General features: G+C 60.8%; 12 protein-coding genes. 5 read left to right on the top strand and 7 right to left on the bottom strand.

What is annotated here, in order from left to right; genetic code table 11:
* The first annotated feature begins 80 nt into the window (after positions 1-80).
* The 5 genes from RhoBH5_RS25205 (at position 81) to RhoBH5_RS25185 (ending at position 6,280) form a co-directional block, all read left to right on the top strand.
* Positions 81-1,016 carry a helix-turn-helix domain-containing protein gene (locus tag RhoBH5_RS25205; RefSeq protein ID WP_054826795.1) on the top strand — a complete coding sequence of 312 codons (936 nt, stop codon included), beginning with the start codon at positions 81-83 and terminating at the stop codon, positions 1,014-1,016.
* A 112-nt stretch (positions 1,017-1,128) separates the two neighbouring features.
* Entirely contained in the window at positions 1,129-2,568 is a 1,440-nt protein-coding gene (locus tag RhoBH5_RS25200; protein WP_042451887.1) for an aldehyde dehydrogenase, read from the top strand.
* A 121-nt stretch (positions 2,569-2,689) separates the two neighbouring features.
* Positions 2,690-4,096: a 4-hydroxyphenylacetate 3-hydroxylase N-terminal domain-containing protein gene (locus RhoBH5_RS25195; RefSeq protein WP_064443079.1), complete on the top strand. Its 1,407-nt coding sequence runs from the start codon at positions 2,690-2,692 to the stop codon at positions 4,094-4,096.
* Between the two features lie 32 nt (positions 4,097-4,128).
* Positions 4,129-5,112 (top strand): NAD(P)H-dependent flavin oxidoreductase, encoded by a 984-nt coding sequence (locus RhoBH5_RS25190; protein ID WP_042451892.1) that lies wholly within the window; start codon positions 4,129-4,131, stop codon positions 5,110-5,112.
* Between the two features lie 16 nt (positions 5,113-5,128).
* Positions 5,129-6,280: an acyl-CoA dehydrogenase family protein gene (locus RhoBH5_RS25185; protein ID WP_054826793.1), complete on the top strand. Its 1,152-nt coding sequence runs from the start codon at positions 5,129-5,131 to the stop codon at positions 6,278-6,280.
* 78 nt (positions 6,281-6,358) lie between these two features.
* Here RhoBH5_RS25185 and RhoBH5_RS25180 read toward each other — a convergent pair whose 3' ends face one another.
* The 7 genes from RhoBH5_RS25180 to RhoBH5_RS25150 form a co-directional block, all read right to left on the bottom strand.
* Positions 6,359-7,135: an enoyl-CoA hydratase gene (locus RhoBH5_RS25180; protein ID WP_042451896.1), complete on the bottom strand. Its 777-nt coding sequence runs from the start codon at positions 7,133-7,135 to the stop codon at positions 6,359-6,361.
* A 137-nt stretch (positions 7,136-7,272) separates the two neighbouring features.
* Positions 7,273-8,367 (bottom strand): CaiB/BaiF CoA transferase family protein, encoded by a 1,095-nt coding sequence (locus tag RhoBH5_RS25175; protein WP_270008919.1) that lies wholly within the window; start codon positions 8,365-8,367, stop codon positions 7,273-7,275.
* Positions 8,364-9,911: an acyl-CoA synthetase gene (locus RhoBH5_RS25170; protein ID WP_064111573.1), complete on the bottom strand. Its 1,548-nt coding sequence runs from the start codon at positions 9,909-9,911 to the stop codon at positions 8,364-8,366. Before RhoBH5_RS25170 ends, RhoBH5_RS25175 begins: the two co-directional genes overlap by 4 nt.
* A gap of 59 nt (positions 9,912-9,970) precedes the next feature.
* Positions 9,971-10,939, bottom strand: a complete 969-nt coding sequence (locus tag RhoBH5_RS25165) for an NADPH:quinone oxidoreductase family protein (protein WP_270008918.1) — start codon at positions 10,937-10,939, stop codon at positions 9,971-9,973.
* A gap of 199 nt (positions 10,940-11,138) precedes the next feature.
* Complete coding sequence (locus RhoBH5_RS25160) at positions 11,139-11,975, bottom strand: SDR family oxidoreductase (protein WP_019749697.1); 837 nt, start codon at positions 11,973-11,975, stop codon at positions 11,139-11,141.
* Between the two features lie 40 nt (positions 11,976-12,015).
* Positions 12,016-12,807: a maleylpyruvate isomerase N-terminal domain-containing protein gene (locus RhoBH5_RS25155; RefSeq protein ID WP_218749094.1), complete on the bottom strand. Its 792-nt coding sequence runs from the start codon at positions 12,805-12,807 to the stop codon at positions 12,016-12,018.
* Positions 12,808-12,820: 13 nt separating this feature from the next.
* A complete protein-coding gene (locus RhoBH5_RS25150) occupies positions 12,821-14,275 on the bottom strand; it encodes an aldehyde dehydrogenase (protein WP_073512052.1) in 1,455 nt (484 codons plus the stop codon).
* Positions 14,276-14,323 lie beyond the last annotated feature (48 nt).

The raw sequence follows: 14,323 nt of genomic DNA, 5'->3' as shown, positions 1-14,323 counted from the left end.
GCCGCTTGATTAACGATCGCTAAGTCATTCCACTGTATCGTGGGTCACAGTGCGACGCCAGAGTGGCATTATGCGAACACATGGCACGAAATTCCCCTCAAACCGATCGAATCGTCATGCTGACCGAACTGCTGGCATCCGACCCCACGGCGGGGCGGAGCCTCGCCGATATCGCACGACACCTCGGCGTCGCAAAGGCGACCTGCTACCCCATGGTCGTCGCTCTCGCCGAGGCCGGCTGGCTCGTCCGTCACCCGATCCGCAAGACCTACCAACTCGGCCCGGCGCTAGTCCCCATCGGCCAAGCCGCTTCCCGCGCAATCGATGTCGTCGATCTTTCACGCACCGTCATGCAAGAACTGGCCGACACATCCGAACTGGCCTGTCTCGGATTCATCCGATCCGGCGCCGACCTCGTTGTCGCCGAGGCAATTCAACCGATCTCCAGGCGCAGCGGAACTCTCGGGTTGCGCATCGGCGACAATGTGCTGATGGCACCTCCACTGGGTGCAGGCCTTGCCGCATGGCTCGACGAGAACGACCTCCACGAATGGTTTCTCCTCGGCAAGGAGGCATTGGACACGGAGGCCGCACTTCTACGGTCGGAGTACGAGCCAATCCTCACGGCCATTCGAGAGCGCGGGTTCGCCGTGGAATGCCTTCGCCAACAAGAACGTTCAATTTCCGACGCCGTCGCCGAGATGCGCGGCCCGGGAGTCGGCGGCCAGAGGGCAGCACTCGCACTGAGAGAAGCGCGACGTCTTCTGTCCGCGGATGTCGCGGTCGGAACACTCGACCTCGACGGCAATTATCAATTGCTGTCCGTCAATGCCGTCGCCTTCGCCCAGGACTCGACACCGGCGCTGATCCTCTGCTTGGTCGATGCCCCGTCACCACTGACCGGGGAGCGGATCGCCGCACTGGGCAAGCTCGTGAGTGAAGCCGCCGATCAGGTCACCACTCTCATGCACGGCCGGACACCTCGACCATTGACATCCACAGGCGGAGCAACATAGCTTGTGAGTCAAATGACTTATGTAACGATCGCTAAGTCATGAGTGTGGCGGTTTGCCTACGTCCACGTGAGCGCCCCGATCCCCGCACACCCACCCACCGCAAGGAGCCTGCATGATTCTCACTCACTCCGCCCTTTACATAGACGGAACCTGGCAATCACCGACGATTTCGGACGCCATCTCGGTGCACTCGGCCAGTACAGAAGAGAAGATCGGCAGCGTGCCGGGCAGCGCAACAAACGACGTCGATTCTGCCGTCGCGGCGGCGGGCCGGGCCTTTCGTACGTGGTCGCGACTCGAGCCTGCCGACCGAGCCGACGCCTTGGATCGATTTGCCACAGCCTTGGGGCGTCGCGCCGACCTCACAGCCCGATTGGTCAGCCAGCAGAACGGAATGCCCGTATCGATCTCCACTGTCGCTGAAGGACAGGGACCTTCAGGGCTTTTGAGCTATTACGCCGCGCTTGCCCGCACGACCGAGCTCGAAGAACCCCGTCACGCGCTGGCCGGAACGGGAACCACCATCGTTCGGAAAGAACCGATCGGTGTTGTTGCCGCGATTGCACCGTGGAACTTCCCATCTCTTCTCGCAATGATGAAAATCGCCCCCGCGCTCGCATCGGGATGCACCGTCGTACTGAAGCCGTCACCCGAGACCTTGCTCGACGCGTTCGTCCTCGCCGAGGCCGCAATGGAGGCCGGTCTTCCTGCCGGTGTTCTCAACATCGTCACCGGCGGACCCGAAATCGGCAAATACCTCGTCGCTCATCCGGGTGTACACAAGGTCGCGTTCACTGGCTCTACACCGGCAGGCCGACACATCGGAGCAACCTGCGGACGACTTCTGCGTCCGGTATCGCTCGAACTCGGCGGCAAGTCCGCCGCAGTCATTCTCGACGATGCGGACCTCGACGCGACGATGGCAGGTTTGGCGACGGCATCGTTGATCAACACTGGACAAACCTGCTACGCCTCGACAAGAATTCTCGCGCCCGTCGGACGCTACGAGGAAGTGCTCGATGCCGTCACCGCAATGGTCGAGTCGCTGCCGGTGGGCGACCCGTTGGATCCCACCACCTTTATCGGCCCTCTCGTGAGCGCCGGGCAGCGCGAACGTGTCGAGTCCTTCATCGCCGCAGGCACTGCGGAAGGCGCACGGATCACGACCGGCGGATCACGACCGCGCACACTCGAGCGCGGATGGTTCCTGGAGCCAACCGTTTTCGGTAACGTCTCCGCAAACCACACGATTGCAACCGAAGAGATCTTCGGCCCCGTACTCTCTGTCATTCCATACACCGACGAGGCACAGGCCATCGCAATCGCCAACGACTCCGAGTACGGCCTCGGTGGAACCGTGTGGACTGCCGACTTCGACCGCGGGATGGAAATAGCCCGCTCAGTCGATACCGGTTCGTTCGGGATCAACGGCTACACACTCGATTTCGGGGCACCGTTCGGAGGCACCAAGGCCAGCGGCATCGGTCGCGAGCTTGGACCGGAAGGCCTGGCCGCATACTTCCAGACCAAATCGATCTTCACCACGGCCTGATTCGTCACCTGCGCCATCAATGGCCGGAAATCGTCGAGCACATGATGATTGCACACTTACTTAACGATCGTTAATCTAAGTTGAATGCAATAACCGCGACAGAAGATCAAGGAAGTATCCAGTGGCCGTGCGATCCAGTGACCAGTACCGAAAAGGGCTCAGCGACGATCGCCGAGTCTTCTACCGAGGCAAGAAGATTTCCGATGTCTACGCCGAACCCGAACTGACTCTCGCAGTAGATCATTCAGCACTGTGCTACGACATCGCCGACGATCGACCCGACCTCGCGGTCACCGATGTCGACGGCGACCCAGTCAGCGCGTTCTACGTGGCGCCGACATCTGCGGACGACCTGATTCGTCGCGGCGCCCTGATCGAGGAAGTATCGCGGCGCGGCGGCGGAACCATCGTCCTCAAAGAGGTGGGCAGCGATGCGCTGTTCGCCCTTCTTCGTGCAACCAGCGGTGAAGGTCTCGAGAATGCGCGCGCTTTCTACAAGCGGGTCTGCGACGGCGATCTCGCACTCGCCGTCGCGCAAACCGACGTCAAGGGTGACCGGTCACTTGGACCGCGCCAACAGGCAGACCCAGACCTCTACCTGCACATCGTCGACGAGGACGCCGACTCCATCACCGTGCGCGGCGCGAAGTGCCACACTTCGTTCTCGGCGAACGCCGACGAGTTGATCGTGCTGCCCACCCGCGCAATGGGCCCCGAAGACGCCGACTACGCAGTGTCCTTCGCCATCCCGATCGACACACCAGGTCTCGAGCTGTACGTCTCTCCCTACGCAGCCGGAGAACGCAACTCCTTCGAATTTCCGATCTCCACGAAACACAAACTCCTCGAATCGCTCACCGTCTTCAACGATGTCCGAGTACCGAAAAATCGAGTCTTCCTCAACCGTCAACCCGAACTTGCCGGACCACTCGCGTTGGCGTTTGTCGATTACCACCGTTTCACCGCCATCAACTACAAGTTGCCCCTACTCGACATCATGGTCGGAGCAGCTTCACTGATCGCCGAGGCCAACGGCATCAACAAGGCAGGCCACGTGAAGGGCAAGATCACCGAACTGATCACCTGGAGCGAGACCGTGCGCGGACTGGCTCAACTCGCCGCCGTTCGATCAAAGCCAGGAGCACACGGTGTCAGGCAACCAGATCCGCTTGCCGTCAACATGGCCAAATACCACTTCGCACATGGATTCCACAACGCGGTCGCCATCCTCACCGATCTCTCAGGTGGCCTCCTCGCCACCGGCCCCGGCGGTGAAGACTGGGAGAATCCCGAAATTCGTGTAGTTCTCGAAAAATACTACGCTGCAGCAGTTCCTGCCGAAAAGCGTCTCCGTCTACTCAACTTCATTGCGGATCTGACCGCCCGCGACTACGGCGGATATCAGTCAGTCCTGGCCACGCACGCAGAAGGATCACTCGAGGCCGAGAAACTGCAGATCTCACGCTCCTTCGATCCGACGAGGGCACGCGAATACGTCAGTGACCTCGCCGGAATATCCCACCTCTGACCATTCGTCCCGAGAGAACAACAAGGATTTTCATGATCTCGACAGCATTCACGGAAACGTTCGGCGTTCGCCACCCCATCGTCCAAGGTGGAATGCAGTGGGTCGGCAGAGCAGAACTCGTCGCAGCCGTTGCCAATGCCGGCGCATTGGGATTCATCACTGCACTCACGCAGCCGACGCCGGCCGACCTGGCGAACGAAATCGCCCGATGCCGCGACCTGACCGACCAACCGTTCGGCGTCAACCTCACAATTCTGCCGTCGATCACGCCACCGCCGTACGACGAGTACCGCCAGGTGATCGTCGACTCAGGCGTGAAGATCGTCGAGACCGCAGGTTCCAATCCCGGTCCTCACCTGCCGATCTTCCATGACGCCGGAATCAAAGTGCTCCACAAGTGCACAACAGTCCGACATGCGGTCAAAGCACAGGATCTCGGTGTCGACGGAATCAGTATCGACGGATTCGAGTGCGCCGGCCATCCAGGGGAAGACGATGTCGCAGGCTTGGTCTTGATTCCAGCTGCCGCAGAAAAGATTTCGATACCCATGATCGCTTCCGGCGGCTTCGCCGATGCACGTGGTCTGGTCGCCGCGCTGGCGCTCGGAGCAGACGGCATCAACATGGGTACGCGATTCATGTGCACCACCGAGTCTCCGATCCACCAGAACATCAAAGAAGCCATCGTCGCTGCAGACGAAACACAGACCGAACTGATCTTCCGACCACTCCGCAACACTGCACGCGTGGCAAGCAACATCGTCAGCCGAGAGGTTGTCGACATACTCTCCCGCGGCGGACAATTCGAGGATGTGCGCGACCTGGTAGCAGGAGCGCGTGGGCGAAGCGTATACGAAACCGGCAATCCCGACGCCGGTATCTGGACGGTCGGCACATCACAGGGGCTGATCCACGACATCCCCACCGTCGACGAGTTGGTCCAGCGCATGGTGTCCGAAGCAGAGGCCATCATCGGGGCACGCTTGCGTTCGATGACCGAACGCGTTTCCGTCTAGGACAGGAGAGCAACCCATGCGTCGAACACTGTTCACAGCCGACCACGAGGCCTACCGAGAGACTGTGCGCGAGTTCATTGCCCGCGAGATCACGCCTCACTACGACAGCTGGGAAGAAGCCAGGCTCGTCGACCGATCAGCGTGGCTCGCGGCCGGCAAGATGGGTATTGTCGGCCTGGCCGTCCCCGAACAATACGGAGGCTCGGGTGAACTCGACTACCGGTACCGGTACGTGGTCGCCGAAGAGATCGCCCGTACCGGCACCACCTCGTTCGGCGCCGGACTAGGCCTTCAGGATGACATCGTCATTCCGTACATCGCCGACCTCGGCACAGACGAGCAGAAAGCACGTTGGCTACCTGGTATGGCTGCCGGTGAACTCATCTGCGCCATCGCGATGACCGAACCGGGTACCGGCAGTGATCTGCAAGGCATCAAGACCTCCGCTGTTCGAGATGGCGACGACTGGATCTTGAACGGACAGAAGACGTTCATCACCAGCGGAATTCACGCCGACATCGTCATCGTTGCGGCCCGCACCGATCGCAAAGCGGGGTCGCGGGGATTCAGCCTCCTCGTGGTCGAACGCGGGATGGACGGATTCACCCGCGGTCGCAAACTCCACAAGGTGGGGTTGGCGGGTCAAGACACAGCCGAGTTGTCGTTCGACAACGTAAGAGTCCCGGCAAGCAACCTCCTGGGCGAGGAGGGCGGAGGCCTCATTCATCTCATGGAGCGTCTTCCCCGTGAGCGTCTGTCGATCGCCGCGAGCGCAATCAGTTCCGCGCGTGCGGCCTACGAATGGACCAAAGACTACGCGTTCGACCGCACCGCCTTCGGCAAGCCGATCGGCGACTTCCAGAACACTCGATTCGCCCTCGCCGAGATGCTGACCGAGATCGACGTGACACAGGCATACGTCGACAACGCAGTCCTGGCCATCAACGACGACCAACTGTCAGCAGTCGAAGCAGCACAGGCGAAGTGGTGGGCCAGCGAACTTCAGAAGCGCGTCGTGGATCGCTGCGTACAACTACACGGTGGATACGGCTACATGATGGAGTACCCGATCGCCCGGGCCTACGTAGACAGCCGAATCCAGACCATCTACGGCGGAACCACCGAAATCATGAAGGAGATAATCGGTCGCGACATCGCAAAGAGTTGATCAGCACCGAGAACGACCGTGGTCCCGAACATCCTGTGTTCGGGACCACGGTCGTTGTAAGCGCCGTTCTCGCTTCGTCTATCCGAAGACTGCTGCGCGCTTTTCCTGAAACGCCGCAACACCTTCGGCAAAATCACCACTACCCAACAGGTCGATCTGGCCTACGCGCTCGCGTGTGAACGCATCACCGAGTTCGGTGAGCGTAGCGTCGTTGATCGCCTTCTTGGTAAACCGAAAAGCAGGGGACGACCCGGCGACCAATCGGTGGGTCAGGTCTGCCAATTCCACCGCGAAGGCGTCGTCCTCGCACACGTGTGAGACCAGGCCGCAGTCGAAAGCATCTCGAGCGGATAATCTTTCGGCCAGCAGCGCCATGCGCATCGCGCGCGCGCGACCGATCGACGCTGCCACCAGTGCGGTAGCTCCACCGTCCGGCATCAATCCCACCTTGGTGAACGCGAGCAGAAAGTAACTCGACTCCGCCGCGAGCACGAGGTCGCACGCCAAAGCCAGCGAAACACCCACACCTGCGGCAGGGCCTCGTACCGCAGCGACCACCGGAAACGGAAACTCTCGAATGGTCTGCACCAAGGCATTGGCGGCATCGATCGTGTCCGCCGACGGCGGACCGGACAACGTCACGTCCGCGAGGTCCGCGCCCGTGCAAAAGGCCTTGCCCTCTCCTTCGAGAACCGCCACCCGCACGTCCGAGGATTGTGCGTGCTCGACGAAGATCGTGGCAAGTCTCTCCAGGGTTTCGGTAGTCAACGCGTTCATTCGCGCTGGCCTGTTGACAACTATGCGGAGCACCCCGCCGTCTTGGCTCGCGTAGACATCCGGTCGCGTTTCGGTCATTGAAATTCCTTGTCAGTCAGACTCGATCGAGTTGTGCTACAAAAGTTGATCTTCGCGATCCATCGACGATGAGTAGGGGGCAACGTAAGAACGATCGAGAGAGGCTGTCGCGACATTCCTCACCTGTACTTCTTCCCTCAGCCGCCCAGCCAATCCTTCGTCACGACGGTGGTGTCGGCCCCTGGTGGCCGAGCACCTGACGGCTGCTCAGTCCTGGAACGGGAGAACCGCGGCGCGGGTGCCGCCTGCACTATTCCGTCGGCCTCGACAAGAGTTCCCCGCTGGGCAAGATGCGGGTGCAGCGCGGCTTCGGCGAGACTCAGGACAGGAGCAACACAAGCGTCCGTCGATTCGAACAACGCTGCCCAGGCGTCTCGCGTGCGCGACGAAAACGCCTCCGTGAACCGTTCTCGGATTGTGGGCCAACCCCTTCGATCCATCTGTTCAGGCAACGATTCCGGCGCGATATCCAGGCCTTGGAGGAGCGCCGCGTAGAACTGCGGTTCGAGGGCACCGACTGCTACGAACTTGCCGTCCGAACATTCGTAGGTGTCGTAGAACGGCGTGGAACCGTCCAGGAGGTTGGTTGCACGTGAGTCACTCCACTGTCCGCTCCCTCGCAACGACCACATCATCTGCGCCAACACCGAAGTTCCGTCGACAATTGCGGCATCGACCACTTGTCCTTTGCCCGAACTCTCTCGCTCGTACAAGGCAGAGACGATTCCGAGGATCAAGAACATGGAGCCACCGCCGAAGTCCCCGACGAGGTTCAGCGGAACCGTGGGTTTCTCGGCCGGACCGATGGCGTGCAGGACTCCGGTCAGCGCCAGGTAAGTAATGTCATGCCCCGCCCGCTGCGCGAGTGGGCCGTCTTGGCCCCATCCGGTCATACGTGCGTAGATCAGCCGGTTGTTGAGTTCGGTGCACACGTCGGGACCGAAACCCAGCCGCTCGGTCACACCGGGCCGAAAACCTTCCAGGAGCACATCGGCTTTCGAGACGAGGGCTCTCACCAGCTCTCGGCCTGACTCGGTCTTGAGGTCGGCTTCCACCGACCGTCTCCCCCGCAAAAGTTGGTCCTGCTCCCGTGGCGAGATCTCGAGTCCACCAGACGGACGCTCGACTCGAACTACGTCCGCTCCGAGATCTGCAAGCATCATCGCAGCGTGTGGCCCCGGCCCCAACCCGGCGAGTTCCAGCACGCGAACACCGTGCATCGGGCCGCTCATCCGACGGATACCTCCCCTGAATAGTGTTCGCGCAGTTTCCCTTTGACCAGTTTTCCGGTCGGAGTTCGAGGTAGATCCGTACTGAACACGAGTCGCCTCGGCAACTTGTACTTGGCGATCTGTCCGCGCAAATGAGAAAGCAGTTCGTCGCGAAGCGCATCGCCGGCTTCGGCTTCGGGGACTGGCTCGACGACAGCCATCACTATCTCCCCCATCTCGTCGTCGGGCAACCCGATCACCGCCGCGTCCAATACCGAGGAATGCTCGATCAGCACGTTCTCGATCTCCTGCGGGTATATGTTCACACCACCCGAGATGATCATGAAGGACTTACGGTCGGTCAGAAACAGATAACCCTCCTCATCCATGAAGCCGACATCACCCGTAGTCGTCCAGGTCGGGTGGGCGGGATGCTGTGCTTCCTTGGTCTTTTCGGGCGCATTGTGATAATTGAAGGGCAATTCGTCACGTTCGAAGTACAGCGTACCCACCTCGCCGGAGGGTAGATCTTCGCCGTTCTCCCCACATACGTGGAGCACTCCCAGTGCGGCTCGCCCCACTGTGCCCGGCTTTCGCAGCCACTCGTCCGAGTGAACAATGGTCATGCCGTTGAGTTCCGTCGAGGAGTAATATTCGTCCAGAATCGTTCCCCACCAATCGATCATCTTTCGCTTCACATCGACAGGGCACGGTGCGGCTGCGTGGACGGCAAGTCGCAGAGACGATATGTCGTAACGGTCTCGGGTTTCCTGTGGCAGTTTGAGCATGCGCACGAACATTGTCGGCACCCACTGGCTGTACGTGACGCGATAACGCTCGATGTATTCCAGGGCCTTTTCCGGATCGAACCGATTCATCATCACTACGGTGCCACCCAGCGCCTGGACCGACGCGCACGTCCGGAGCGGAGCGGCATGATAGAGCGGCGCCGGGGACAGATAGATGTCGTCTTCGGTTACACCCCAAACACTTTGGTTCATTGTCGTCATCTGATCGCCGGGATCCTGTATCCGGCGATTCGGTAGAGCCGGTTTGATGCCCTTGGGACGGCCGGTTGTTCCCGACGAGTACAACATGTCGGCGCCGCGCGGTTGATCCGGGAGCGGTATGTCCGACTCCATGTCAGCCGCCTGGTCGAGGGAGTCGTATCCGTCTAGTTGACCGCCGAAGGAAAGCCTGGTCACCTGCCGGGGAACGAGTTCGGACAGCGTCTCTGCCAGCTCGCCCAGAGCAGCATCGACGATGACTACCTTTGCCTCGCAGTCCTCAACGATGTATGCACCTTCCGGAGCGGTCAGGTGCCAGTTGACCATCGTCAGGTAGACACCGGATCGCATAGCCGCCCAGTAGATGTCGAAGACCTGAACGTTATTGGTGGCGAGCACGGCCAGGTTGTCGCCTCGCCGCAACCCGAGTCCGTGGAGCACTCGCGCAATCCGAATCGAATTCGATTCCAATTGCGCGAACGTCACCGCTTCACCGGTCTCGGCAACGATTACCGCGGCCTTATCCGGGTTTGTCGCAACATACGCTCCGGGATACATGGTTTACTCCAAGGTTCGTTCGCTAAGGTCGTTTGTTCACAAAGTTGTTCGTGTAGAGATCATTCGAGAGACAGCGCGACTTTTCCTACCGCCGTACGCTCACGCAACGACTTCAATGCATCGGCGGCACGCGCCAAGGGGTAGAGGGTGGGCTCGGGCACCCTCAGAGCTCCCGACTCGAGCAGGGGGTAGAGCTCCTGCCATTGACGCGCCAGATACTTGGGATCAGTTTTCAGATATTCACCCCATCCTGCACCGGTAACCGAAATATTCTTCAGGAGAAGTCGATTGACTTTGACCGTGGGAATATCACCGCCGGTGAATCCCAAAACGACCAGGCGCCCGTTCGGCGCAAGGCTGCGCAGGCTGTCGGTGAAGCGGTCACCACCGACCGGATCGAGAATGATGTCGACACCGCGCCCATTCGTAATCCCTTGGACGCGTTCCTTCCACCCGTCGACCGACACGACGTGCGTTGCCCCGGACTCCGCGGCGATTTTCTCCTTCTCGCCTGTACTCACGACAGCGACGGTCTCCAGACCGAGCGCTGACGCGACATGCAACGCGGCCGTACCCAATCCACCGGCCGCGCCGTGAATCAGGACGGTCTCGCCGGCACGGTATCGCGCGCGTTCGTCGAGGGCGAAATGCGCAGTCAGATAATTCAGGAGAAATCCCGAGCCGGCCGAGAGCGAGACCGCATCAGGCAGAGCAAAGACATTGGACGGCGCGACCGCAACGGTCTGCTGCCACGCACCTTCCCCGGCCGTAAGCACGGCCACGCGCCGCCCGGGTGTGAAGCCGGACCCGGGTGGCGCGCTCCGAACGGTACCGGCGCCCTCAACCCCTAGCGCGCAGGGTAATTCGCGCACCGTTTGGTAGCTGCCCGTGGTCTGGAGAAGATCGGGGAAACTCACTCCGGCGGTGTGCAGATCAATTACCACCAGTGCCGGATCGACAGGTTCGTCGACATCGACCAACGACAGACCTCCGGGCCCCGTCGCCTCCATCAAGTGGACTGCTTTCATTCAAACTCCTCGGACTGGTCCCGGCGACTTCGTTGACAAACGGAATCCGCCGTAGCAACAGTTTAACGATCGTTAAGTAGGACTCTACGGCGACAGGCAGACCATGGCAATGGCGTCTGCCCGCGGGACGCCCCCGGGCCGTCGTCCTCGACGATGTTCGCGAAGCCACACTGGCAGGGAGCGGTTTTCGATCAGGTCGTCAGTACAGGTAATCCTCGCCGCTGGCGCGCACGGTTATGTCACTGATGCTGATACCCCATGGTTGATCAATGATGTGAACAACAGCGTCGGCCAGATCGTCGGGCTTGATCAGCCAGTATTCGATGGAGTCGACGTCCTTCTGCCCGGGGCTGAGGGTGCCGTCGGTTAGATGCCCGACGTTCTCCATGTAGGTTCCCGCACGTTGACCGGTGAGACCCAGGATCGCGTTCTCATTGACGATCCAGCTCGCCAAGTTTGTTCCTGTCACGCCTGTGGGCTTGACCGTCGTCACCTTGATCTTGCCCTTGGCTTCGATTCGCAGTGAATCCGAGATCGTGGTGACTGCAGCCTTGGTCGCGCTGTAGACGCCGGAACCGTCGATGCCTGCGTTTCCGAAGATCGACGAGATGTTGACGACCTGACCGCGTCCCTGCTCGATCATCTGGTCGTATACGGCGGAGATTCCGTTCACGACGCCCTTGATGTTGATGTCGATTGCCTTGTGCCACTTCTGCCACGCACGTTCGTGATCGGCGAAATACGCGAGAGGCATGACGCCTGCGTTGTTGACGAGTACGTCGAGCGCTCCGTACTCCGAAATGCCGTGCTGCGCCGCAGCGATGACCTGATCCATGTCGGTGACGTCGGCAATCTTGTAGGTACCGGTGAATCCCGCGGCCGCGATACCGTCGAATACAGTCTTCAGGCCCGCCTCGTTGATGTCCACGCCGACGACTTTGGCGCCCTGCGCTGCCACCTTCTCGGCGATGAGTTGACCGAACCCACCGCCTGCACCGGTGATGAGAATGACCTTGTCCTGCAAGTACTGAGACATAGCTGTTTCCTCTTGTTCTGGATCTCGGGTTCGTTGTGGGTCAGACGATGTCGATGGCATCGAGGACTGCGGCGACGGTCTTGCGGTCGCCGGAAACCTCGACGGCAGACCGCCATGCAGATCGGGTGGTCCCCCACCGCAGGAATTCGGTGGCCTGGGTGGTCGCGACGTTCTCCGGCACGTCGTCAGCTTCGGTGACGGTCACTCCCCCATCGCCATGAGAGATGACGAAAGTGCGCTCGGTGGCGCCGTTGAGGCGCAGTGCCACAGGCGATGTCAAGGAGGCGGCGACAGCTTCGCCGCACATCTGCGGGAGCCCCGCAACCATCCAGTCGATCGCCGGATCGACAGCGGCCGCCACGTCGATCTCACCGTGAGGAAACGGTCCGAACGGCGACAGAAGATCCGACGTCAAATGGACGAGATGGTCGAACGACACTGCGTCACTGAGCTGATGAAGGCGATAAGTCCCGAGGTCGAGCATCTCGAGTGTGTTGTTGCGAAGCTCCTCTGTCTGCAGCGCGGCCAACGTCGCGAGTCCCGCTTCGGATTGTTCCCGGTAGTAGTCCAGGATCTGCTCGTGCGGTAGATCGGCACGCTCGCGGACGGCAGCATCGTTGAGCCGCTCGGACTTTCCACTGGGGTTCGGCGGGAACACCAGATCCGGATCGGCGATGAAGTTGAAGAAGAACGCCATGTGACCGATGAGATCGTGGACGCGCCAACCGTGGCACGCACTGTCTGCTTCCCACTCGGTCGTGCCGAACTGCTCGGCGATTTTCACTGTGTTTTCTGCCAGCGCACGAGCGCCGGCGAGTCCTGCGTCGGACATGGTGGCTCGATTCTTACGAGGATGCGAGGAAAATGGATTTGAGCTGCTGGTACGCCGCGAGCCCTTCGGGACCGAGTTCACGACCCAGGCCGCTGGCTTTGACTCCACCGAACGGTGAACCCCAGTCGAGGTTGAAGGTGTTGACACCGAACGAGCCGGTCTCGACACGTCGAGCAATTGCGATACCGCGTTCCTCGTCGGAGGTCCATACAGTCCCACCGAGGCCGTACTCGGAGTTGTTGGCAAGCGCGACAGCCTCATCGACGTCGTCGTATGAAATGACTGACAGCACCGGCCCGAATACTTCCTGCCGTGCGATGGTGCTGTCGTTGTCGACATCGGCGAACACCGTGGGCTGCACGAAGAATCCGGTGTCGAGGTCGGCGGGGCGTCCGCCACCCGTGGTGACAGTTCCGCCCTCCGAGCGTCCCTGGTCGATCAAGGACAGCACACGTTCCTGTTGCCTTGCGCTCACCATCGGGCCGACGAACGTCGACGGTTCCATCGGGTCGCCGACCTGCAGACCCTCGGCCATCGCGGTAATGGCGTCGACGTACGTCCGACTATGGCTGCGGGGAACCAAGATTCGAGTCGACATATAGCACGTCTGCCCACTGTTGAGCAGGGATGCAGTTGCCAGACCGGTTACCGTCTCCTCGACATCCGCGTCGTCGAGGACCAGGGCCGCCGACTTGCCACCCAACTCCAAGGTAACGGGGCGAAGCATACCGCCACACACCGTGCCGATGTGTCGACCGGCCGCAGTGGATCCGGTGAAGGCTACCTTGTCGATCCCGGGATGCGCCACGAGATACTGACCGATCTCCGGTCCGCCAGTCACGATGTTGATGACACCCGCGGGAAGTTCTGCCGCAATGGCGGCCTCGGCCAATATATAAGAGTCCAAGGTGGTTTCGGGAGAGGGTTTCAGCACGACGGTGCACCCCGCAGCAAGAGCCGGGGCGATCTTGAACATCGAAAGCACAGCCGGGAAGTTCCAGGGCGCGATGGCAGCAACGACACCGATCGGCTCGCGTCGCACGATTGTCGTACCCGGCATCGGTTGGCTGGCCCGTCGCTCTTCGGTAGGCATCGACTCGGCGAGGCCTGCGTAATAGCGCAAAAGCTGGACGGGTGCGGCCCCCTCGGCGAAACGGGCGAGCTCGATAGGCATGCCGTTCTGGTGAGTGACCGCCGACGCGCGGTCTTCGGATCGTTTCTCGAGTTCGTCGGCGAACCTGCGGATGACACGCGCACGTTCTGCGGCGGAAAGATCGGCCCAGTCATTCCGTCGCAACGCTTTTCGAGCCGCTGATACAGCTGCGTCGACATCCGTCGATACGGAGGCGGGGAACGAGCCTATCTGCTGCTCTGTGAAAGGTGATACGGCTCGGATGATTTCGGAAGTATCCGGTGCTCTCCACAGTCCATCGATGAACAGTGCAGTGCGGTCGGTGAGTGTTGTCATTTCTGGCTCCTCCAGGGATGGCGCTCGACGTTGAACCAGCCAACCTGT

The organism is Rhodococcus sp. BH5, assembly GCF_027583855.1.
Taxonomy (GTDB): Bacteria; Actinomycetota; Actinomycetes; order Mycobacteriales; family Mycobacteriaceae; genus Rhodococcus_F; species Rhodococcus_F qingshengii.
The sequence above is the reverse complement of the archived record's forward strand: the minus strand, read 5'-3'. Positions and strand labels throughout refer to the sequence as shown.

Excerpts from the sequence above, each read along its gene's own strand:
- RhoBH5_RS25205 (WP_054826795.1), top strand. The coding sequence starts at position 81 with ATGGCACGAAATTCCCCTCAAACCGATCGAATCGTCATGCTGACCGAA.
- RhoBH5_RS25200 (WP_042451887.1), top strand. The coding sequence starts at position 1,129 with ATGATTCTCACTCACTCCGCCCTTTACATAGACGGAACCTGGCAATCA.
- RhoBH5_RS25190 (WP_042451892.1), top strand. The coding sequence starts at position 4,129 with ATGATCTCGACAGCATTCACGGAAACGTTCGGCGTTCGCCACCCCATC.
- RhoBH5_RS25185 (WP_054826793.1), top strand. The coding sequence starts at position 5,129 with ATGCGTCGAACACTGTTCACAGCCGACCACGAGGCCTACCGAGAGACT.
- RhoBH5_RS25180 (WP_042451896.1), bottom strand. The coding sequence starts at position 7,135 with ATGACCGAAACGCGACCGGATGTCTACGCGAGCCAAGACGGCGGGGTG.
- RhoBH5_RS25175 (WP_270008919.1), bottom strand. The coding sequence starts at position 8,367 with ATGAGCGGCCCGATGCACGGTGTTCGCGTGCTGGAACTCGCCGGGTTG.
- RhoBH5_RS25170 (WP_064111573.1), bottom strand. The coding sequence starts at position 9,911 with ATGTATCCCGGAGCGTATGTTGCGACAAACCCGGATAAGGCCGCGGTA.
- RhoBH5_RS25165 (WP_270008918.1), bottom strand. The coding sequence starts at position 10,939 with ATGAAAGCAGTCCACTTGATGGAGGCGACGGGGCCCGGAGGTCTGTCG.
- RhoBH5_RS25160 (WP_019749697.1), bottom strand. The coding sequence starts at position 11,975 with ATGTCTCAGTACTTGCAGGACAAGGTCATTCTCATCACCGGTGCAGGC.
- RhoBH5_RS25155 (WP_218749094.1), bottom strand. The coding sequence starts at position 12,807 with ATGTCCGACGCAGGACTCGCCGGCGCTCGTGCGCTGGCAGAAAACACA.
- RhoBH5_RS25150 (WP_073512052.1), bottom strand. The coding sequence starts at position 14,275 with ATGACAACACTCACCGACCGCACTGCACTGTTCATCGATGGACTGTGG.